The 20378-nt window shown below is 59.4% G+C and carries 20 protein-coding genes and 1 pseudogene; 18 read left to right on the top strand and 3 right to left on the bottom strand.

Going from position 1 to position 20378, the window contains the following annotated elements:
- Positions 1 to 22 precede the first annotated feature (22 nt).
- The 18 genes and pseudogenes from FHT29_RS27505 (at position 23) to FHT29_RS27595 (ending at position 16763) form a co-directional block, all read left to right on the top strand.
- The gene (locus FHT29_RS27505) at positions 23 to 991 is read left to right on the top strand and encodes a sugar ABC transporter permease (RefSeq protein ID WP_210255552.1); all 969 of its coding nucleotides are present in this window, start codon (positions 23 to 25) and stop codon (positions 989 to 991) included.
- Positions 988 to 1941, top strand: coding sequence for a carbohydrate ABC transporter permease (locus FHT29_RS27510; RefSeq protein WP_037198072.1), 954 nt, complete (start codon positions 988 to 990; stop codon positions 1939 to 1941). The genes FHT29_RS27505 and FHT29_RS27510 overlap by 4 nt, the downstream gene beginning before the upstream one ends.
- Complete coding sequence (locus tag FHT29_RS27515; protein ID WP_168597191.1) at positions 1938 to 2150, top strand: hypothetical protein; 213 nt, start codon at positions 1938 to 1940, stop codon at positions 2148 to 2150. The genes FHT29_RS27510 and FHT29_RS27515 overlap by 4 nt, the downstream gene beginning before the upstream one ends.
- A gap of 3 nt (positions 2151 to 2153) precedes the next feature.
- Positions 2154 to 3242, top strand: coding sequence for an ABC transporter ATP-binding protein (locus FHT29_RS27520; protein ID WP_037198065.1), 1089 nt, complete (start codon positions 2154 to 2156; stop codon positions 3240 to 3242).
- A gap of 1 nt (position 3243) precedes the next feature.
- A complete protein-coding gene (locus tag FHT29_RS27525) occupies positions 3244 to 4251 on the top strand; it encodes an ABC transporter ATP-binding protein (RefSeq protein ID WP_037198063.1) in 1008 nt (335 codons plus the stop codon).
- Between the two features lie 48 nt (positions 4252 to 4299).
- On the top strand, positions 4300 to 5937 hold the full coding sequence (locus tag FHT29_RS27530) for a dihydroxyacetone kinase subunit DhaK (RefSeq protein WP_168600575.1): 1638 nt from the start codon (positions 4300 to 4302) through the stop codon (positions 5935 to 5937).
- A gap of 27 nt (positions 5938 to 5964) precedes the next feature.
- Positions 5965 to 6579 carry a dihydroxyacetone kinase subunit DhaL gene (gene dhaL / locus FHT29_RS27535; RefSeq protein WP_037198059.1) on the top strand — a complete coding sequence of 205 codons (615 nt, stop codon included), beginning with the start codon at positions 5965 to 5967 and terminating at the stop codon, positions 6577 to 6579.
- Positions 6576 to 6974 (top strand): dihydroxyacetone kinase phosphoryl donor subunit DhaM, encoded by a 399-nt coding sequence (gene dhaM, locus FHT29_RS27540; protein WP_037198058.1) that lies wholly within the window; start codon positions 6576 to 6578, stop codon positions 6972 to 6974. The genes dhaL and dhaM overlap by 4 nt, the downstream gene beginning before the upstream one ends.
- A gap of 41 nt (positions 6975 to 7015) precedes the next feature.
- Complete coding sequence (locus FHT29_RS27545) at positions 7016 to 7318, top strand: HPr family phosphocarrier protein (protein WP_037198056.1); 303 nt, start codon at positions 7016 to 7018, stop codon at positions 7316 to 7318.
- A complete protein-coding gene (locus tag FHT29_RS27550; RefSeq protein WP_168600576.1) occupies positions 7302 to 8882 on the top strand; it encodes a putative PEP-binding protein in 1581 nt (526 codons plus the stop codon). The genes FHT29_RS27545 and FHT29_RS27550 overlap by 17 nt, the downstream gene beginning before the upstream one ends.
- 1 nt (position 8883) lies before the next feature.
- Positions 8884 to 9294: a hypothetical protein gene (locus FHT29_RS27555; protein WP_037198054.1), complete on the top strand. Its 411-nt coding sequence runs from the start codon at positions 8884 to 8886 to the stop codon at positions 9292 to 9294.
- Between the two features lie 58 nt (positions 9295 to 9352).
- Positions 9353 to 10345: a dihydroxyacetone kinase subunit DhaK gene (locus tag FHT29_RS27560; protein ID WP_168600577.1), complete on the top strand. Its 993-nt coding sequence runs from the start codon at positions 9353 to 9355 to the stop codon at positions 10343 to 10345.
- Between the two features lie 179 nt (positions 10346 to 10524).
- A pseudogene (locus tag FHT29_RS27565) lies at positions 10525 to 10981 on the top strand (IS6 family transposase); the annotation flags it as partial.
- Positions 10982 to 11855: 874 nt separating this feature from the next.
- Positions 11856 to 12791: a LysR family transcriptional regulator gene (locus FHT29_RS27575; protein ID WP_168600579.1), complete on the top strand. Its 936-nt coding sequence runs from the start codon at positions 11856 to 11858 to the stop codon at positions 12789 to 12791.
- Positions 12792 to 12950: 159 nt separating this feature from the next.
- On the top strand, positions 12951 to 14276 hold the full coding sequence (locus tag FHT29_RS27580) for an aspartate aminotransferase family protein (protein WP_037198047.1): 1326 nt from the start codon (positions 12951 to 12953) through the stop codon (positions 14274 to 14276).
- Positions 14277 to 14440: 164 nt separating this feature from the next.
- Positions 14441 to 15238: an ABC transporter substrate-binding protein gene (locus FHT29_RS27585; RefSeq protein WP_047641462.1), complete on the top strand. Its 798-nt coding sequence runs from the start codon at positions 14441 to 14443 to the stop codon at positions 15236 to 15238.
- A gap of 94 nt (positions 15239 to 15332) precedes the next feature.
- Positions 15333 to 16007, top strand: a complete 675-nt coding sequence (locus FHT29_RS27590; RefSeq protein WP_168597197.1) for an amino acid ABC transporter permease — start codon at positions 15333 to 15335, stop codon at positions 16005 to 16007.
- A 195-nt stretch (positions 16008 to 16202) separates the two neighbouring features.
- A complete protein-coding gene (locus tag FHT29_RS27595) occupies positions 16203 to 16763 on the top strand; it encodes an FAD-dependent oxidoreductase (RefSeq protein ID WP_168600580.1) in 561 nt (186 codons plus the stop codon).
- Here the strand turns inward: FHT29_RS27595 and FHT29_RS27600 are convergent.
- Genes FHT29_RS27600 through FHT29_RS27610 form a run of 3 tightly spaced genes read right to left on the bottom strand, consistent with a single transcriptional unit; the run spans position 16747 to position 20341 of the window.
- Positions 16747 to 18459: a thiamine pyrophosphate-requiring protein gene (locus FHT29_RS27600; protein ID WP_168600581.1), complete on the bottom strand. Its 1713-nt coding sequence runs from the start codon at positions 18457 to 18459 to the stop codon at positions 16747 to 16749. The genes FHT29_RS27595 and FHT29_RS27600 overlap by 17 nt on opposite strands.
- A 24-nt stretch (positions 18460 to 18483) precedes the next feature.
- Positions 18484 to 19782: a TRAP transporter permease gene (locus FHT29_RS27605; protein WP_047563164.1), complete on the bottom strand. Its 1299-nt coding sequence runs from the start codon at positions 19780 to 19782 to the stop codon at positions 18484 to 18486.
- Positions 19783 to 19786: 4 nt separating this feature from the next.
- Positions 19787 to 20341, bottom strand: a complete 555-nt coding sequence (locus FHT29_RS27610; protein ID WP_173412219.1) for a TRAP transporter small permease — start codon at positions 20339 to 20341, stop codon at positions 19787 to 19789.
- Positions 20342 to 20378: the final 37 nt, after the last annotated feature.

Here is a 20378-nt window from a genome sequence, read left to right on the forward strand (position 1 = left end):
TACGCAAACACCAGGTGACATCTTGAACATTTCCTCTTCATCCGTGGTCGAGAATGCAGCTGACGCGACCGCAAGGGCGACGCCGACTTCGGTCGCTCACCGCGTCCGCGGCCTGTCCGATCGAGCGATCGCCTGGGTGTTCATCGCCCCCACCATTATCCTTCTTCTCGCTATCAACATCTTCCCGCTCATATGGGCTATCTATCTCTCGTTTACGAACTATCGCGCCAATCGTCCAAATGCGCCGGTCCAGAACGTCGGATTGAACAATTACGAGCGTGTCCTGACCGACCCCGACATCTGGCAGGCGATGCAGACGACGGCGCACTTCGTCTTCTGGACGATCATGCTGCAGACGGTGATTGGCTTCACGCTCGCCTATCTCATCGACCGCAAGTTTCGCGGCCACGCGTTCTGGACAACGCTGATCCTGATCCCGATGATGCTGTCTCCGGCCGTCGTCGGCAACTTCTGGCGCTTCCTCTACGAGCCACAGATCGGCCTCTTCGCCTACGCCGTCTCTCTCCTCACCGGCATCCCGACAGCCAACATCCAGATGCTCGGCAGCGTCTCGCTGGCACCCTGGGCGATCATCATCGTCGATACCTGGATGTGGACCCCCTACGTGATGCTGATATGCCTTGCAGGTCTGCGCTCTATTCCGGACTACATTTATGAGGCTGCCGAGGTCGATCGCGCCTCCGCATGGCGTCAGTTCTGGTCGATCACCGTGCCAATGGCCCTCCCCTTCATCATGCTCGCCGTGCTTTTCCGCGGCATCGAAAACTTCAAGATGTTTGACATGGTCACGCTGTTAACCGGCGGTGGCCCGGGTTCAACCACCGAAGTCGCCTCCATCACGCTGAAGCGTGCTGCCTTCGAGAGCTGGGCAACAGGTCGGGCCTCTGCCTTCGCCATTGTCCTCTTCGTGGCCGTGTTCGGCCTCGCCAACATCTACGTCAAAGCACTCAACAGGGTGAAGCAACGATGAGCTCCGTTACCTCAGCCCATTCGGTCGTAGAACCGAGCCCAACCAGCAAACGCATCGCCGGCGTTATCGTGATCCTTTACGCCTTGATTACCCTGATCCCGCTCGTCTGGATTTTCCTGACCAGCATCAAGTCGCCGCCGGATTCCATCAGCTACCCTCCCAAGATCGTTTTTACACCGACGCTGGAAGGCTATTGCAACCTTCTGACGACCAGGACACGGCAGACGCCGGAATACATCGCCTCCCTACCCGTGCCGACCGGTACATGCGACGAGGTGACACGCAAGCGAAACATGGTGATCGCCGGCCCCTCGAACTTCCTGCCGCGTTTCGTCAACTCGCTGGTGATTGCCTTCGGCTCGACGTTCCTGGCGGTCTTTCTGGGAACGCTCGCCGCCTACGGCTTCTCCCGCTTTAGAGTGCCGCTTGCCGACGACTTGCTATTCTTCATCCTGTCGACGCGAATGATGCCGCCCATCGCCGTCGCCATCCCGATCTATCTCATGTACCGCGAGCTTGGCCTTTCAGATACGGCGCTGGGCATGATCCTGCTCTACACGGCTGTCAACGTCTCGCTTGCAGTCTGGCTGCTCAAGGGCTTCATCGACGAGATCCCGAGGGAATACGAGGAAGCCGCAATGATCGACGGCTATACCCGGCTGCAGGCCTTCTGGAAGGTTGTCCTGCCGCAGGCGACCACGGGCATCGCCGCCACCGCGATCTTCTGTCTGATCTTCGCCTGGAACGAGTATGCCTTCGCTGCCCTGCTGACATCGGGCGAAGCTCAGACGGCGCCACCCTTCATTCCGACCATCATCGGCGAGGGCGGTCAGGACTGGCCGGCAGTCGCGGCGGGAACGACGATCTTTCTCATTCCGATCCTCGTCTTCACTATTCTCCTGCGCAAGCAGCTCTTGCGTGGCATTACCTTCGGAGCGGTCCGCAAATGACGCATCTCATCGAAACACCGCGCCCTTCCCGCGCTAAGCGTCCCTTCTTCCTGCGCCGCGGTCCGATGGAAAACATCGCAACCACACTGATTGCGATCGGTTTTCTCATGCTCTTCCAACCGTTCCTGCTGGTTCTCTATACCTATTCACTGGTAACGCTGCTCGCAGGCACGGCCATGTTCATCATCGTCTCGAAGTTCCCGGAGTGAGCCATGGCGGACATCAGAATCGAAAACCTCCGCAAGCAATTCGGCAGCTTCGTCGCGGTGCAGGATTCGACCTTCCACGTTCAGGATGGCGAATTCCTGGCATTGCTCGGCCCGTCTGGCTGCGGCAAGACGACGACACTTCGTATGATTGCCGGACTTGAACTTCCGACCAGCGGCAAGATCCATCTTGCCAACGAAGACGTCACCTTCAATCGCGCCAGTGCCCGGGACATAGCCTTCGTGTTCCAGCTTTTTGCGCTCTATCCGCATATGAACGTGCGCAAGAACATCGGCTTTCCCTTGCTCTCCCAAGGCATGCCGAAGCGGGAAATCCGCCAGCGCGTCGAGGAAACTGCGCGATTGCTGCAGATCGATCATATCCTCGACCGATCCGTTTCCGGACTTGCCGGCGGCGACCGTCAGCGCGTGGCTCTCGGCCGGGCGATCGTGCGCCGCCCGAAGTGCTTCCTGATGGACGAACCCCTCGGCACGCTCGACGCCGAATTCCGCGAAGTCATGGTCCACGAACTGCGCGAACTGCACAACCGCATCCATGCGACGACGGTTTACGTGACGCATGATCAACACGAAGCCATGGCGATGGCCGACAAGATCGCGGTCATGAACCATGGTGTCATCGAGCAATTCGGCACACCCCAGGAAATCTACAGCAAGCCAGCCAGCATGTATGTCGCGGATTTCATCGGCTCACCGCCGATGAATTTCATGCGCTTCACCTCAGGCCTTCGGACGGGGGCGCGGTCGATATCGCTTCAAGGCGTCGATGTCAGCGTTCCCGAGGTACACCAGGACTTGGCGGAAGCCGAACTGGCGCTTGGGATCAGGCCCGAACATATTCGCTTCAGCGACGCCTCACCTTTGCGTGGAGCGGTCTACGGCAGCGAATATCTCGGGACCAATCAGGTTGTAGCAATCGAGACGTCGAGCGGCGTCATCAAGGCTCGCGTCCCGGCAAATCGCAACTTTCGTATCGGCGAGACGGTTGGTCTTGAGTTCAACCCGGCCAAGCTCGCGCTGTTCGAGTGCAAGTCGGGTCGCGCCATTGCTTCGGCACTTTATTCGGAGGCATGACATGGCTGACGTCGTTCTTAAAGGCCTCAACAAGCGGTTTGGCGACACACAGGCTCTCGCTGATTTGGACCTCTCGATCCGTGACGGTGAGTTCGTCGTCCTGCTCGGGCCAACGGGTGCCGGGAAGACGACGACACTGCGCCTGATTGCCGGGTTGGAGCGCCCCGACAGCGGCCGCATCGAGATAGGCAGTCGCAACGTCACAAGCGAAGCTCCAGCCGACAGGGACGTCGCATTCGTCTTCCAGCAATATTCGCTCTATCCGCACATGACGGTCTACGACAACCTTGCCTTCCCGTTACGAGCGCCAGTGCGCAAGCTCAGCAGCGAAGAAATCGACCGACGCGTGCGGGAAATTGCGCGCATGGTCAGGATCGACCATAAGCTGGAGAACCGTTCGACACGACTGTCGGGTGGCGAAATGCAACGCGTTGCGATCGGGCGGGCGCTGGTGCGCCGTCCCGCCATCTATCTCATGGACGAGCCACTCTCGTCGCTCGATGCAAAGCTGCGTGCGGAACTTCGCCTCGAACTCAAGCGGATCCAGAAAGAGCTCGGCTCGACGTTGCTCTATGTAACCCACGACCAGGTCGAAGCCATGACGATGGCGGATCGGATCGGTATTGTTGCGGGAGGAAGGCTGTTGCAGGTCGGGACGCCCCGCGAAATCTACGGCAATCCTGCCAGTCTTCATGTCGCTGCTCGTCTTGGCCAGCCGCACATCAACCTATTGCCCGCCGATCTTTTGCCTGGCGCCAATCCGCCCCCCGGGACTAAGACGATCGGCGCAAGAACAGAGCATCTCGATATCATTGTCGACGCGAACGCCAATGCCAAAGTCGACTGGATCGAACACCTGGGAGACCAGAACCACCTGCACATCCAGGTGCATGACCATAAACTCGTCACGCTCGCCGATCCACATCTTACGATCCGGCCAGGTGATCGAATAAGCCTGACGCTGCGCGATCCGCTCTATTTCGACGCCAGCGGCCAACGCCTCGGATAAGCAACGGAACGAACGAAAGCACTGGCACGAAAAGACGGGTATCACTCCATGAAACATTTCTTCAATCGCCGCGAAACCATCGTTACCGAAGCTCTGGACGGCCTGCTCCTGACAAGCAGCGCCGGTCGACTTGCCCGCTTGGATACCTTCCCCGAGATCAAGGTGATCCTGCGCGCGGACTGGGATAAGTCAAAGGTCGCAATCATCTCCGGCGGCGGAGCCGGTCACGAGCCTTCGCACGCCGGTTTCGTCGGCAAGGGCATGCTCACTGCGGCTGTATCAGGCGAGATTTTTGCCTCGCCCACCGTCGATGCGGTGCTGACAGCCATCCGCGCGGTCACCGGCCCCAAGGGCGCTCTCCTGATCGTCAAGAACTATACGGGTGATCGTCTGAACTTCGGCCTTGCCGCCGAAAAAGCGCGTGCCGAAGGGTTCGGCGTCGAGATGGTGATTGTTGCCGATGACATCGCAATTCCTGGCATCAACCAGCCGCGTGGCGTTGCGGGTACGCTGTTCGTGCACAAGATCGCCGGCTATCACGCAGAAGCCGGCGCTGACCTAGAGACCGTTGCAGCCCAGGCGGCGGCCACAGCACGCGACATCGTTTCGCTCGGCATGTCGCTTTCGACCTGCAGCGTGCCCGGCCAGGCGCATGAAGATCGGCTTGGCGCCGAGGAAGGAGAGCTCGGCCTTGGCATCCACGGCGAGCCAGGGGTAGAACGCATTGTGCTACAGCCGGTTGCCGATCTGGTGACCACGATGACCAATCGGTTGGCGGCCAAGGTTAGCGAGGCAGAAAATTATGCACTGCTGATCAACAACCTTGGCGCGGTGCCACCGCTTGAGATGGGCGTTATCGCCAATGCCGTGCTGTCCTCACCTCTTTCCGGCCGTGTTCGACTGATTGTCGGCCCGGGACCGATGATGACCGCGCTCAATATGAACGGCTTCTCACTTTCATTGATCCGGTTGGATGCTGCTCGCGAAGCCGCACTGAAGGCTGCGGTCGAGCCGCATGCCTGGCTACCGGCCACCGAACGGCACGAGATCGCTATTGTTCCTGCACCGCGAGTATCCGCGCGGCATGCAGCGACGTCTCCCAGCGACGACGATCGGATACGTCGCCTATTGACGGCGCTGTGCGAGCATCTGATTTCCCTCGAGAGTGAGCTCAATCGCCTGGACAGCCGCGTCGGCGACGGCGATACGGGTTCCACCGTGGCGACGGGAGCGCGCAGCATTCTTTCCCGCATCGACACGCTGCAGCTGAAGGATCCTGCTGCCACCATGGCGTCGATCGGTGAGATCTTGAGTACGAGCATGGGCGGCTCGAGCGGCGTGCTGCTCTCGATCTTCTTTACGGCCGCGTCCAAGGCCATGGCGGACAAGGCTGATTTAGCTGTCGCTCTACTTGCCGGGCTCGATCGGATGACGTTTTATGGAGGCGCGGGCGTCGGCGACCGCACGATGGTCGATGCACTGGCGCCAGCGCTCTCTGCCTTGACGTCAGGTGACATCGCGGCCGCGGCAAGGGCTGCAGCGGATGGCGCCGAGTCGACGAAGGCAATGCGAAAGGCAAAGGCCGGCCGCGCCTCATACGTTGGAGAGAAGGATCTGGAGGGAGTGCCGGATCCAGGCGCGGTGGCTGTGGCAAACGTATTTAAAGTTGCGGCATCGCTGACATAGCTGGCGCTGCTGTAGGGAGGACAACAGGTGCAGGCAGAACCGGTTCTTCTTGCGGGATTGATTGAAGTTTGCCGTGCGACGATTGCGGCAAATAGCGATCATCTCTGCGCGCTGGATCGCGCAATCGGTGACGGCGATCATGGAACCAATATGCGGCGCGGCTGTGAAGCGGTTAGCGCCGAAGAGGCAGCGGTTTCAAGTCTTCCCCTGCCTGACGCGCTGGAAAGGATAGGCCTGACACTGGTGATGAGCATAGGCGGTGCGGCCGGCCCGCTTTACGGAACGCTGCTAATGGAAATGGGGCGCGAGCTTCGCAAATCAGATGCAGGACAGGACTTTTCCTTGGCGTTAAAGCAGGCCATTGATGCCGTTGCCCGTCGCGGGCGTTCGCACCCGGGAGACAAGACCCTGCTCGACGTGCTGTACCCTGTGCAAGATGCGCTTGCGCACCATTCGCCATTGACCGATATCGTGCGTCAGGCGGAGCTTTCCGCAGGGTTTACCGCCGCCATGAAGGCCATGCGCGGCCGGGCAGCCTATCTTGGAGAGCGTTCGATCGGCCACGTTGATCCGGGCGCATCGAGCTGCGCTCTTCTGACAATTGCTATCTGCCGTTACCTTGAGGAGCATGGCCCGGCATGAGTGAGAAGACCCCAAACGTCGGGATTGTGATCGTCTCCCACTCGCCGCTGGTCGCGCGAGGCACGGCCGACATGGTGCGGCAGATGGTGGGCGACAGCGTGCCGCTCGCCTGGTCGGGCGGCAATAGTCACGGAGAGCTCGGCACGGATGCCGGCGGCATCCTGACGGCAATAGAAGAGGCCTGGTCAGAAGCAGGGGTCGCCGTGTTCGTTGACCTTGGCGGGGCCGAAACCAACAGCGAGATGGCCATCGAAATGCTCGGTTTGCCGCGCGCAAAACTCATCTCGATCTGCAATGCTCCGGTGGTGGAAGGCGCGGTCATCGCGGCTGCCGAGGCCTCCGGCGGGGCATCGCTGGCAAAGGTTGTGGCGACAGCAGAAGAACTGTCACCCTGATGAGCGGCGAATTGCGCATAAGAAACCGGGAGGCCGAATAAGTGCATGCCAGTTGCCAGACGGAGGTCGAAGTGAAGCACGGGGTAGGATTGCACGCCCGCCCCTCGGTAACGTTCACGCGGTTGGCAAAGTCGTTTCCCTGCTCGATCGAAGTCGCGGTCAATGGCAGCGACGTCTGGCTGAATGGCAAGAGCATCATCAAAATCATGGGCGCTAAGATCCGCAAGGGTTCCATGCTGAAAATCCGCGCCGACGGAATCCTGGCAGAAGAGGCAATCCGGGCACTGAAGGACCTCATCGAGCGCAACTTCGATGAAGAAAAGAAACATGGCCGTACCGCTTAGATTGAAAGCCACCAGAGCCTCACCGGGGGTAGCATCCGGGCCGGCCTATATCGCGGAACCGCCGGCCGCCGGTGCCCCGTCGCAATCGGCCGTTTCAGGGCACGCAGAGCTGGCAGCGGCCATCGAAACCGCTATCGACGAGCTTCAGAACCTTGCCGCGGGCACCGACGCAGAAGGCGGCGACATCATCGATTTTCAGCTCGAAGTGCTTCGTGATCCGACGATCGCCGAAGTGGCAGGCGCGCGTATCGATGCGGGCGAGAATGTCATATTCGCGTGGGTTGGGGCACTCGATGGGTACATCCATGAACTGGAGAGTGCTGAAGAAGAACAGACGCAGGCACGCGCCGTCGATATTCTGGACGTCAAAAATCGCGTGCTGGCGGCGCTGACGGGGACGCCGGTAAAGGACTTTCCGGCCGGATCTATCTATGTCGGCAAGGACATGGAGCCCAGCCGTTTCCTCGCGCATGATTGGTCTGCGGGCGGCGGCATTGCGCTCTACGCCGGCAGTGCCGTGGGCCATGTCGCCCTTCTTGCCAGATCACGGTTGGTCCCAATGGTTATCAGCGCGGGACGTTTCGTCACCGCTGGCGGCCAACATATACTCGTTGACGGAGATGCAGGCGTGATCGTCCTTCAGATGGACAAGGAGGGCGCAGCGCCAATCCGACCCGAGCTTACAGCATCAAGCACAGTGCCAGCTGAAGACAACGGGATGCTGCAGACTGCGGATGGTTCGCAAATTCTGTTGTCTATCAACCTCAACGCCCCCGACGAAATCGACGGGGTTGCGGCAGCGACGACAGCCGGCATCGGATTGATGCGCTCCGAATTCGCACTGCTCTCGCTCGCCGATGCCGCAAACGAGGAGAAGCAACTCGCCATCTACCGTCGCATCCTTGACTGGGCCGGCGGCAGAGGGGTGACGATCCGCATGCTGGACGTCGGCGGCGACAAGCCACTCTCAGGCCTCGCAACTTCGCCCGAATTGCGCGGCATCCGCCTTCTTCTTGCCCGACCTGAGATTGCGCGCGTTCAAGTACGTGCATTGTTGCGTGCAGCGATCTTCGGTAATCTGCGCGTCATGCTGCCGATGGTGACTTTTCCGTCGGAAGTCGATGATATGCGGCAGATCTTTCGAGAAGAGGCGGCCGAGCTTGCGCGCCGGGGCGTGCCGCACCGCCTGCCTTCGATTGGCATGATGGTAGAGGTGCCGGCCGCCGCGCTCATGCTCGAGCAGTTCGAAGGCGCGGACTTCTTTTCATTCGGCACCAACGACCTTGCGCAGTATCTTGCCGCCTCGACCCGCGAAGATGCCGATTTCGCCGCACATCGCGGGAAGGCCGCGCAGGCTGTCCTGCGCCTGCTCGCTTATGCCGTGAAACTTGCCGGCAGCAAACCGCTCAGCATCTGCGGCGACATGGCCGGCGATCCGCGCCTGACGGCAGAACTGCTCGCCGTCGGCATCCGGCATTTTTCCATGGCGCCCGCTCAACTTCCCGCGATAAGATCGGCGATCGTCGGTTTGAACGCCGGTGGGACAAAGGCAGCCGGAGAATAAGATGGCGCGCGAAGAAACCGAAGACGCCATTATCGCCTACAAATCAATTCTGGCGCAGATCATCGACAACCGACCTTCCGGAACCCGTCAGCGGCTGGCCACGGAACTAGGCAAGCATCGCAGCTTCGTCACGCAGATAACAAGCCCGACCTACGCGACGCCTCTACCCGCGCGGCATCTCGCGACGATCTTCCGGGTTTGTCATGTCAGCGCCGCCGAACAGGAGCGTTTTCTGGAGGCCTACCAAAATGCGCATCCCGGTAAACTGCCTGAGCTTGGCGCCTCGGAAAAACTGCGGCATCTTTCACTCATGGTCCCTGATTTCGGCGACGAGCGACGCAACCGGCTGCTGGAGGAAGCAATCGCCGATCTGGTGCAGAAGATAGCAGCAATTTCCGGACCGCCGGAGTGAACGGCGTTACGGTTGGGTGCGACAAGACTGAGACGATCATCGCCTTGGGAGGGGCTTGATGAAGAAGTTCATCAACACAGCAGAAACCATGGTCGCCGAGAGCGTCGAAGGCTTTGTGCGCGCCCATGAGGAGTTCGTTGTGTTCGGCGTCGACCGCAAATTTATCCGCCGTCGCCACATGGTTCCGGGCAAGGTGGCGATCATATCAGGCGGCGGCGCGGGTCATGAGCCAATGCACATAGGATTCGTCGGCCGCGGCATGCTCGATGCGGCTTGCGTCGGACATATTTTCACGTCTCCCACGCCGAGTCAGATCGCAAGCGCCATCGAAGAGGCGGACACAGGGGCCGGATGCGTGTTGGTGGTGAAAAACTACGACGGCGACGTCATGAATTTCGAAATGGCAGCAGAGATAGCATCTAGCCGCCACAAGATTGAAACGGTCATCGTCGGCGACGACATCGAGACGGCAGGGACGGGCGACAGGCGCGGGCGCCGAGGCGTCGCCGGTACTCTAATCGTGGAGAAGCTTCTTGGCGCCGCGGCCGAACGAGGCATGACGCTCGCCGAACTGAAAGGCCTTGGCGATGGTCTTGCTCCACGCATCCGATCGATGGGCGTTGCCCTTACTGGCGTGGCGGTCCCGCACACGCAGCGCACAACCTTCGCGCTCGGACCGAGCGAAATGGAAATGGGCGTCGGCATTCACGGGGAGCCGGGCCACTCGAGGGAGCCCTTCTCCGACGCCGACACAATCGTCAGGCATCTGAGCGAAACGGTCTTCAATGACATCGCCCGAACCGCCGGCAAGGCATTGCTTTTCGTCAACGGGCTTGGCGGCACGCCACCAGCCGAACTCTATCTCGCCTACAACACTGCCCACCGGTTCATGGTCAACCACGGCCTGCGGATCGAGCGCTCGCTTGTTGGCACTTATGCCACGTCGCTCGACATGCAGGGCCTTTCTGTCACGCTCGCTTTCCTCAGTGACGAGGAATTTTCCTTGTGGGATTCGCCTGTTGCAACCGGCGCGTTGCGTTGGGGATGCTAGCTGCGCCCATTTTAATCGAGGTCGTGGTTGCCGCGAAGTCGACCTGCCTTAGGAGGTGGACTCGCTCCTACTCCAATACGCGTGTGGTCATTTTTGAACACCAGCCCACGTTGCAAAGTCAGACTACGGCCAATCGTTGGCTGAAACATGAAGACTCTTCCATTTCAGGGAGCTCGTCGATGTTCAATGGCCGTCACTTCGACCGATCAGTAATTCTGCTGTGTGTACGTTGGTATTTGGCTTACAATATCAGCCTGCGTGATCTGGAAGAGATTATGGCCGAGCGCGGAATTCACGTCGACCACTCCACGGTCTATCGCCTGGTCGTTCATTTCGCGCCGCTGCTGCTCGAACGCTTCAACCGGAGGAAACGTCCGGTCACTGGCAAGTGGCCCGTTGATGAAACTTATGTCCGGGTGCGCGGTCGCTGGATGTATCTCCACCGCGCCGTCGAGAGCGTAGGACGCGGTCGAGTTCTTCTTCAGCGAGAAGCGTGACCTGCCGGCTGCCAAACGCTTTATTCGCAAAGCACGGAAACGTCACGACCGACCAGATAGTATCGTCATTGACGGTAGCCAGACGAACCGGGAAGCAATCATTGCCTGCGATGGCGAGTGCCGGCTTCGAGACCAATCTTCCGCGTCGCCGCTTGGAGTTTGCGACAGAGCCGATTGGCCGACCTTTATCTCAGGCTCATAGCCGGAAGAAACGGCGGCATATGGACAGTCGGACGGACACATATCTCGGCACATTTGCGGAGAAGCGTTTTGTGGCATTGCAATAGTTGGTAATGCGGCGCAATATAACTGTCACAATTCTATGCAGTTGGGTCCGCGCAATGAGAATTTGCATCTACAAATCGGACATAGCACCCGAGCTTACTCTCTTGCTGCGAGAAGGCTTGCCCGTACCCCTCGACACCAAGATAGACAAATGGACCAAGATTAAGGTCGTCACCGACGGGGAGATGAAAGCAGACCTTTTGATTCAAATTGGCGGTGCGGGGCATGCGTTAGTTCGACTCGACGCGATTAGACAACATTAGGCAGTGGCAGCGTCTTACTCCGTGTTATCACCACACCACAGTCGCATCGGCGGGCTTTGGCTGCTGGACGCACCCCTGGTGCTCGCGAGGCGACCGGCGGCCACATCGCCTGCCTCGGACCGAAAGTCGTTTGTTGAATTGGTAGGTCTTAAAGGGACAAGAACCAGCGACCCCGAGGGCGCTTGAGGGCTTGCGGCTAATAAAGAGGTACGACTATGCGACGATCCCGCCGAAGACGGAGTATAGCCTGACCCAACTCGGCCGGACGCTGCGGCCGCTGATGGAGGCTATGGCGGCTTGGGGAGACGAAACGCAGGAACTCATTACCGAAGCAAATGACACTGAAAATAGAGTTCACTGAGCCTTCGCAGGTGCGATAAGCCATTGTTGGACCTTGATCGGACAATCACTTTCTACCATCCTCTGGCTATGGTTAGCGCGCAGGAGAGCGGAAAGCGGGGATTAATGTCTGAGCGAATGCTTCCCCTACGCGGCATTTCGGTCTTTGAAGCGGCGGCCCGCGCAGCAAGTTTCCAAGCCGCGGCCGACGAGTTGAATCTGACGCCATCTGCAGTCAGCCACCAGATTCGTTTACTCGAAGCAATTCTCGGGGTCCGACTTTTCGACCGCGTCGGACGTGGCGTGACGCTTACGCCGGAGGGCGCGGAATATGCCCGCTCTATTCGCCAGGGTATCCGCCGGCTGCGCGCCGCCACCAGCGACATCAAAGCGCGCGGGAAGAAAGGCGGTGCGCTGGATGTCGTCAGGATCGAAGCACCTCCATCTTTTGCACATTGCTGGCTGTTACCACGCCTGACCGACCTGATGGCGCATCTTCCTGGGGTCGACATCCGGGTGAATGCACAGGGCTCGCATTTGCAAGGTGACAGACTGCCTTGGGCTCCGCTGACGGACGCACCGGCCGACGTGCAAATTGTCTACGGCGACGACGATCTTTGGGCGGACAGGGCCTCACATATGTTCTCGGAGCATTTTCAGCCCCACTGTTCTCCCGATTTGCTCAACGGTCGCACGCTGGATTCTCCGCATGATTTGCTTCGAGAGATTCTTGTCAGCACCTTTCAAAACTCGGTTTCCTGGGAAGAGTGGCTGGACCTACAAAGCATCGATTTCTATTCAAATCCTGTCGACACAGTCCAGTTGGATCCCTCCCATCTGGCGATCGAGGCTGCTGCCAATGGACTAGGCTTCATCCTGGAGAGCAGCATTTTGGTCCAACACGCGGTGTCTGCCGGCAAGCTCGTTTCTCCATTTCCAACTCTCGGTCGCCCTGGACTGTCCTACTGGATATTGGCGCCCTCGGCGAAAAGAGCCCACTCGACCATTGATGCCGTCGTCACTTGGTTCAAGGAACAAGCTGCGTCCACCCACCCGGTCTAACGCTGCAACAACAGCCATTGCGCGACCCAGATTTGGTGCAGCATCGAAGAAATATTTTCATCAGTTTGAGAGAACTATTTGCGCTTCACGGAAGCAGACGGCGCGGGCTACTTTCAGGATAACGCGGAAGCTTAGAATGCTTTCCCGAGCATTGGAAAGATGATCCTGAATATGAATATCTCGTCGGGCAATTTTGATAGCTTAATCTGGGAAAAGGCGAACAAGAACCTGCTTCGCTACATGGGAGTTGGCGGCGATTTCACGTCATTCGTGCCCGAGCGTGCTGAAGGTTCGTGGCTATACGACGCATCTGGCCGGCGCGTCCTCGATTTTACGTCTGGACAGATGAGCTCTGTACTTGGGCATGCCCACCCGGAGCTTGTCGAGACAATGCGTGGTGCAGCTGCCAGCCTCGATCATCTATTCAGTATGATGATTACCAAGCCTGTTGTCGATCTGGCCGAGAAATTGGCCGAGTTGGTTCCGGGTCTGCCGCGATCGATGTTCCTCTCGACGGGAGGGGAGTCGGTCGAAGCGGCCATTCGATTGGCCAAGGTCGTGACCGGCAAGTGGGAAATCGTTGGGTTTGCGCAATCGTATCACGGCTCGACCGGCGCCGCTGCATCAGCCACCTATTCGCTTGGGCGTCGCGGTCACGGACCGATGATGCCGGGAGCCTTCGCCATTCCCGCACCAAACGCATTCCGGCCCCGTTTTCCCGGTGTGACATGGCAGCAGGAACTCGACGATAGTTTCGGACTGTTGGACCGCCAGTCGACCGGCAATCTCGCGGCATTCATAGCGGAACCGATTCTCAGTACTGGCGGGGTTCTTGACCTGCCGCTGGGCTATCTCGCGGCACTCAAAAGCCATTGCGAACGCCGGGGCATGCTTCTCATTGTGGACGAGGCACAGACAAGCCTCGGGCGCAGCGGCGAGATGTTTGCCTTCGAACGCGACGACATCGTGCCCGACATTCTTTTGCTTTCAAAGACACTCGGAGCCGGAATGGCAATGTCCTCCGTATCGACGTCCGACGCGATTGCAGAAGTTGCAGACGCACGCGGATTTACCTTCGTGACGACGCATGTCAACGACCCACTCCCCGCCTCGGTCGCCCTGAAGGTACTGGAGATCGTCAAGCGGGATCAACTCGTTGAACGATCGAAGGCTCTGGGCACGCGCCTGAGAAAGGGGCTGCAGAACCTTCTCCAACACCATGAATGTGTCGGCGATGTACGCGGCCGCGGTATGCTACTGGGCATGGAATTCGTTCCGTACGCTGGGCACAGTGCAACGTCGATCTCTCAGAAGGTGACTGAACTGGCGCTGGAATTCGGAGTATCCGCCAATATTACCGGCGCATTCACGGCGGGCGTCATGCGATTCGCACCACCGCTCACCTCGAGTGACGAGGAGATCGACTTCGGTATCAGTGTGTTGGATCGCGCGATTACCCAAGCTATCGACTCTCTTGGCAAGTAATCCATCGCGGCCGTTAACGCGGCCCATGGATGGAGGAAACCCATGAGGTTCACACGCGGGTCTATGCACGAGACGAAGAATTGACGCCCGCGGGGGAGCGCGCGGCGGCAAGCAATGCCGGCGGGAGGGAGGACCTTGACCGGACCAACCAGAGGGAAAGAAAAATGAACGTTACCCGTCGTCGCATTCTAATCCTATCCGCCGCGGCCATCGTGGCAGCCACGCCTTTCGCTGCCTTTGCGGAGGGCACGCTCAATGTAGGCTCCTTCCCGAACAACCCGCCGTTCGAATTTAAGAACGCAAGCGGTGCCTTCGAAGGTTTTGAAGTGGACATCATCACCGAGGCGGCGAAACGCGCTGGCATGGATGTTGACATCGAAGGCTATGATTTCCAGCCACTGTTTGCCGCCACCAGCTCGCGCCGTATCGACGCGGCCATCTCGTCCATTACAATCACGAAGGAGCGGCTCGCCTCGCAGTCCTTCACACAGCCTTTTTACGATTCTGGCTTGGGCCTCGCCGCCAGGACCGATGGCGTCGTGAAGGGCCTCGCAGACCTCAAGGGCAAGGTCGTTGGCTCACATTCCGGCTCGACGAGCTACAAATGGCTAGTAGACAACCAGAAGAAATACGGCTTCAGCGAGGTCAAGGGTTACAATAACCCGTTGGATGCCCTGCTCGATCTCTCCTCCGGACGTCTGGACGGAGTGACAAGTGACGTGCCCAACCTAGAATATGCCTTCACCAAGATGCATGGTCTCAGCGTGGTCGAGCGCATCACGTCTGACGAGCAATACGGCGTGATGATGACCAAGGGCTCGCCTTATCTTACAAAGATCAATGATGCGCTGACCGCGATGAAGAAGGATGGCACGCTGCAGGCATTCCACAAGAAGTGGTTTGGCACGGATGCCCCGGCCGATTCCTCCACTGCCAAGGAAGAACCGCTGCCCAACGGCTGACGGCCGCATACCGAGCTGCCTTCGGATCGCGCCGTCCCGACATTCCGGGCCGGCGCCGTTCGGAACATCCGACAAATCGACCTCCCGGACGCTGATGACCCTTATCGACACGTTTTTCAATACGGCTGTGCTCAGCGCGGCGGTCCCGGCGCTGCTGCGCGGCCTCGTCAACACCATTATCCTGGGGTTGCTTGCGATCGGTCTGGGCGTCCCGCTTGGCATGCTGGTCAGCCTCGTCCGGCTCTATGCGCCATCGCCATTCCGCTGGCTCGCGATCGGCTTTATCGACATCTGCCGCGCCCTTCCGGTATTGGTGGTGCTGATCTTGATCTACTACGCCCTGCCATTTGTCGGCATCCGTTTTTCTGCGCTGGTATCGGCGACACTCGCGTTCACCATTGTTATGTCGGCCTATTCGGCGGAGGTATTCCGGACCGGTATCGAAAGCATTCCGAGGGGCCAGTTTGAGGCAGCGCAGGCGCTCGGCCTCCCTTTCGTCATCACCTTGCGCAAGGTGATCTTGCCGCAAGCAATGAAACTCGTAATCCCGCCGACGACCAGCAACTGCGTGTCGATGTTCAAGGATACGTCGCTCGCTTCGGTGGTCGCCCTGCCGGAACTTTTGAAGGACGCAAACGACGCGCAGGCACTTTATGCCAACCCTACCCCGCTGATTGGTGCGGCGCTGATCTATCTCGCTTTCCTTTGGCCGATGGTGCGGCTGGTCAGCTATATCGAGAGACGAAACAGGGCCGCAACAATCAGGTGATCAGCCGACTGATGAATAAGAACCCGCCACCACCGGGGTCGCCGTTCGCGCCGTTGCCTTTGTCATTTCGATAACCCTGAAAACTCATGGGACCCGCTGGCATTGACCGAGGTCAAAGGCAGCGCTGCAGCTTGCTGCTAGGTTGTCAGCGTGATTTTTCAAATGTCGAACCTCCTATTCTTTGGGCTGAGAGCCATGAAACGCCCAGGCAAGATTACTATTATCGGCGGTGGCATCGCTGGCCTTTGCACGGCGGTTTACGCCCGCCAAAGCGGCTATGAGGTCGACCTTCTCGAACAGCATCAGAGCGCTGGCGGTTTGGCCACGAGTTGGCGGCGGGGCGAATACACGTTCGAGACCTGCCTGCATTGGCTGGTGGGCTCCAATCCCGGCGGCACACTGCACGCCGAGTGGCGCGAGGTGTGCGACATCGACAGGCTCCGTTTCGTCGACCATGAAGAGTTCGTCCGCGTCGAGGACGAGCACGGCGCGAGCCTGCACATCTACGCGGATGTCGATTGCCTCGAGGCGGAGTTGGTGAAGGTCGCGCCGGAGGACGAAATCGAGATCCGTCACTTTACCAACGCAATTCGTCAGCTTGTAGATTTGCCGATGCCGCACCCAGACCAACCGTGGCTGGCGCGGATTGCGGGCATGCTGAAGATGCTGCCCGATCTTTGCTGGCTCGGTAGTTTTTGGCAGGGCCGGCCGCGCGTATACGCGGCCGGCCCATTGGTCATCATGACGCGATCCTGATTTCCACCAGAGCCTGCCTCTTATTCACCATGACCTGCTCGATTGCCGCTTCTAGCGTTTGCAACAGATCGTCGCCCTCTGTAACCTTTGCCGTCCAGGCGCGGCTTGCAGCGGCGACGAGCGTGAAATCTGGCGATGGCGAGAGCGAGACCAGAGGCATGGCGTTTGATTTCGCCGCAAAGCCGTCCGGGTAGACGCCGAGCACCGATTGGCGCACCGCGCCCCACTCGGAATTGTTCAAGACGAGGATGAGAAGCGGAATGCCGGCCGCTTCCGCAATCTGGTGACAGGCAACGGGGTTGGAGAACATGTAGGAGCCATCTCCCATGGTCGCGACGATCAGCCTGTCCGGTCGAGCAAGCTTCATGCCCAGTGCTGCCGGAAAGCACCAGCCAAGCCCGCCGGAATGGGGTTCCTGATACCAGGTGTCCGGCGACTGCAGGGTCAGCTCTTCCAGCGGCGCGCCGAGTTCGGACAGGATGGCGGCGTCCCTGCCCTCGATCGCCTTGGAAAGGCAGGTGCTGACGAAGGCCTTGGACATGACTGGACCTCGGCCTGCTTCCGCATGATCCAGAACCGCGGCGCGTCGCTCCGCAGCAGCGTCTGCGACCTTGGCACGCCGCGCATCGCGCAATTTCGCCGTTGTCGGCAGGAACATCGAAGCAGAAGCAGCCAGTTCGATGATGACCTCCGCTGTGTCGCCGACAAGCGCGAGGTCACATGGAAAGTTGCGGACTGGGAAGCGCGAATAGAGCGGGTCTTGTCCGATATGAACGACCTTGCAACCGGGCTTGAGCGAATGAACGTCCGGCGACCATGGTGCAAGGCAGTCGATGACAAATACCAGATCCGCCTTTGCAAGCCAGTCGGCCGGGTCGCCGCCCACGGCCATAGGATGGTCGGTCGGCGCCGCGAGCTGGATCGCCCAGTATTGGCAGATGGCAATGCCCCAGTCGTCCGACAGGCGCGACAGCACCCTGAAGCCTTCAGCAGAACCAGCGCCGCGCTGCGCGATGATAATCGGGTTCTTGGCTTCGCTCAGCAGTTTCGCGGCTGCGTCGATATCGGCCCGGCGCGGCCCAACGCTCGCGGCCGCGATCGTCGCCGGGCCTTCAAGCTCGCTCGACGGGCAAGGCTCACAGAGAACCTCGCGCGGCAGACTCAGATAGACCGGCCCGCGCGGCATCGAATTGGCGATGGCAAAGGCCCGGTCGACAATGTCGACGGCCTGTTCAGGAAATTTCATCTCGTAGTCCCACTTGACCGATTCGCGGATCATAGCGGCCTGGTCGCGCATTTCCTGACCCCAGCCGATCGGTACCGTGCGGGCGCCGAGCCGACCCTTTTCGACGACGGGCGTGCGCCCGGAAAAGACAAGTATGGGAACATGCTCGGTCGCAGCGTTGATCGCACCAATAGCGCAATTGGCGAGGCCGACATTGGTATGGGCCATGACGGCCTGTGCGCGTCCCGTCGCCAGATAATAGCCGTGCGCCATGCCCATGGCCGCGTTTTCATGCGGGATGACGATGGCCTTTGGTAGCGGGATCTGCTTGGCCGAAGCTTCTGCCAGCCCCTCGATGATCGGTGGGAAATCGGTCCCGGAATTGGCGAAAATGTAATCGACGCCCACCGCCTTGAGGCGCGCAAGCAGAGCGCCGCCGGCAGTTATCGTTGGAGTCTTTTCGTCCGTCATGAATGTTACTCGCTTTCAGTATGTTTAGAGATGGCTGGGAAGCCAGGTCGCAAGGATCGGGAAGGCAATGAGGAGCGCCAGCCGAACGAGATCGGTGACGATGAACGGAGCAACGCCTTTGAAGATCTTCGAGAAGCTTAGCTCCGGCACCACGCTCTTTATGACGAAGACATTCATACCCACCGGCGGATGAATGAGCCCGAGTTCCACGGTCATGACTATAATGACAGCAAACCAGATCGGATCGAACCCGAGCGACAGAATGACCGGATAGACGATCGGAACCGTCAGGATGATCATCGCCATGGCATCCATAAGGCAGCCAAGGACGATGTACATCAACAGGATCAGCAAGAGTACGCCATAGGGATTCAAGCCAAGCCCGGTCAGGAACGCTGTGACCTTCTGTGGCGTACCGGTAATCGTGAGGAAATAGCCGAATATCAATGCGCCGATGAGGACGGTGAAAACGGCTGCGGCCGTGCGCGTCGCCTGCAAAAGCGACATCAGGATCTGGCGCCGCCCGAGCTTGCGGCGGAGAACCCCTATGATGAACGCGCCGCCAGCACCGACACCACCGGCCTCTGTCGGCGTGAAGAGACCGCCATAGAGACCGCCGATCACGAACAGGAAAAGAGCGAGCGGCGCCCAGATGTCCTTGATTGCCTGGAAGCGCTCGCTCCAAGAGCTTTTGGCCGCCGCCGGCAGCAGGTTGGGACGCACCGCGCCTAAAATGACAATCGTCGTCATATACATGAGGACGGCGATGATGCCGGGAATCAGGCCCGCCATGAATAGCTTGCTGATATCCTGCTCGGTCATGATTCCGTAGACGACGAGCACCGTCGAAGGCGGGAACATCGCGCCCAGCGTCCCGCCGGCTGCGATTGTGCCCGCAGCGAAGGAGTCTGGATATTTCAGCCGCCGCATCTCGGGATAAGCGACCGTGGAGAAGGTTGCAGCAGTAGCAACCGACGAGCCGGAAATGGCGGCAAAGCCACCGCAGGCGAGGATCGTGGCCAGCCCCAGTCCGCCTTTCAGATGGCCAATGAGCGTGTTGGCGGCACGGAACAGTTCCCGGCTCATGCCGGAATTGGAAACGAACGCGCCCATCAGCAGGAACATGGGGATGACGCCGAACGTATAGTCGGTGACGGTGCGCATCGACGTCTGGCCGATCAGCTTCAGCGCCGGGCCGAATCCGGCAAGAAGACCGAAGCCTGTCACACCGACAAGGCCCATGGCCATGCCGACGGGAACGCGCAGCAGCATAAGCGCGAAGAGAACGACAAATCCAGAAATGGCGACAAGATTTTGGGTCATAAGCTTATTCCACCGGATCGTTGACGTGCTCTTGATTCACACGGTGCGGGGAAAAGACGAGGCGGAACGTGCGCACGGCAATCAGCAGCACGGCAGCGACGTCGCCAAGCCAGGCAACGAGAAAGAAGGGCCAGGTCGGAAGCTGGAGATCGTAGGTCAGGACATGCTGGGCGCGGGTCTGGACGACTTTGTCGAACAGCATGATGGTTTGCACCGTTACGACAAGGAGCAGGACGAGCGTGGCGAAGATGTCGATCGCCCGTTTGTATTTCAGGCTGACATTCTCCCAGACGAGATCGACCGTGATATGCGCGCCCCGATAGCTGGTGGCAGCAATCCCCCAGAAGATGAGGATACCCAGGAACAGGCGTCCAAAGTCATAACCATCCGGAATCGAATAGGAAAAGAAATAGCGCAGCATGACCGAAATGAAGATGTCCGCAGCAACAAGTCCGACAAATCCGGCGGCGATCCATTCAATCCCGGCGATGAAGCGATCCATGCCGTTTTGCGGCGGCTGGACGGCAGGCGCTTGGCCTTCTGTTATTTCAGGCGTCATGGCTTCCTCCCATTTGCCCTGAGCGATGGACCGGCCC

Origin of the sequence: Rhizobium sp. SG741, assembly GCF_012275435.1 — a bacterium.
Classification (GTDB): domain Bacteria; phylum Pseudomonadota; class Alphaproteobacteria; order Rhizobiales; family Rhizobiaceae; genus Rhizobium; species Rhizobium lusitanum.

Excerpts from the sequence above, each read along its gene's own strand:
- FHT29_RS27610 (WP_173412219.1), bottom strand. The coding sequence starts at position 20,341 with ATGACGCCTGAAATAACAGAAGGCCAAGCGCCTGCCGTCCAGCCGCCG.
- dhaM (WP_037198058.1), top strand. The coding sequence starts at position 6,576 with ATGAGTGAGAAGACCCCAAACGTCGGGATTGTGATCGTCTCCCACTCG.
- FHT29_RS27585 (WP_047641462.1), top strand. The coding sequence starts at position 14,441 with ATGAACGTTACCCGTCGTCGCATTCTAATCCTATCCGCCGCGGCCATC.
- FHT29_RS27590 (WP_168597197.1), top strand. The coding sequence starts at position 15,333 with ATGACCCTTATCGACACGTTTTTCAATACGGCTGTGCTCAGCGCGGCG.
- FHT29_RS27595 (WP_168600580.1), top strand. The coding sequence starts at position 16,203 with ATGAAACGCCCAGGCAAGATTACTATTATCGGCGGTGGCATCGCTGGC.
- FHT29_RS27530 (WP_168600575.1), top strand. The coding sequence starts at position 4,300 with ATGAAACATTTCTTCAATCGCCGCGAAACCATCGTTACCGAAGCTCTG.
- FHT29_RS27525 (WP_037198063.1), top strand. The coding sequence starts at position 3,244 with ATGGCTGACGTCGTTCTTAAAGGCCTCAACAAGCGGTTTGGCGACACA.
- FHT29_RS27520 (WP_037198065.1), top strand. The coding sequence starts at position 2,154 with ATGGCGGACATCAGAATCGAAAACCTCCGCAAGCAATTCGGCAGCTTC.
- FHT29_RS27555 (WP_037198054.1), top strand. The coding sequence starts at position 8,884 with ATGGCGCGCGAAGAAACCGAAGACGCCATTATCGCCTACAAATCAATT.
- FHT29_RS27515 (WP_168597191.1), top strand. The coding sequence starts at position 1,938 with ATGACGCATCTCATCGAAACACCGCGCCCTTCCCGCGCTAAGCGTCCC.
- FHT29_RS27600 (WP_168600581.1), bottom strand. The coding sequence starts at position 18,459 with ATGACGGACGAAAAGACTCCAACGATAACTGCCGGCGGCGCTCTGCTT.
- FHT29_RS27560 (WP_168600577.1), top strand. The coding sequence starts at position 9,353 with ATGAAGAAGTTCATCAACACAGCAGAAACCATGGTCGCCGAGAGCGTC.
- FHT29_RS27580 (WP_037198047.1), top strand. The coding sequence starts at position 12,951 with ATGATCCTGAATATGAATATCTCGTCGGGCAATTTTGATAGCTTAATC.
- FHT29_RS27510 (WP_037198072.1), top strand. The coding sequence starts at position 988 with ATGAGCTCCGTTACCTCAGCCCATTCGGTCGTAGAACCGAGCCCAACC.
- FHT29_RS27575 (WP_168600579.1), top strand. The coding sequence starts at position 11,856 with ATGTCTGAGCGAATGCTTCCCCTACGCGGCATTTCGGTCTTTGAAGCG.
- FHT29_RS27605 (WP_047563164.1), bottom strand. The coding sequence starts at position 19,782 with ATGACCCAAAATCTTGTCGCCATTTCTGGATTTGTCGTTCTCTTCGCG.
- FHT29_RS27550 (WP_168600576.1), top strand. The coding sequence starts at position 7,302 with ATGGCCGTACCGCTTAGATTGAAAGCCACCAGAGCCTCACCGGGGGTA.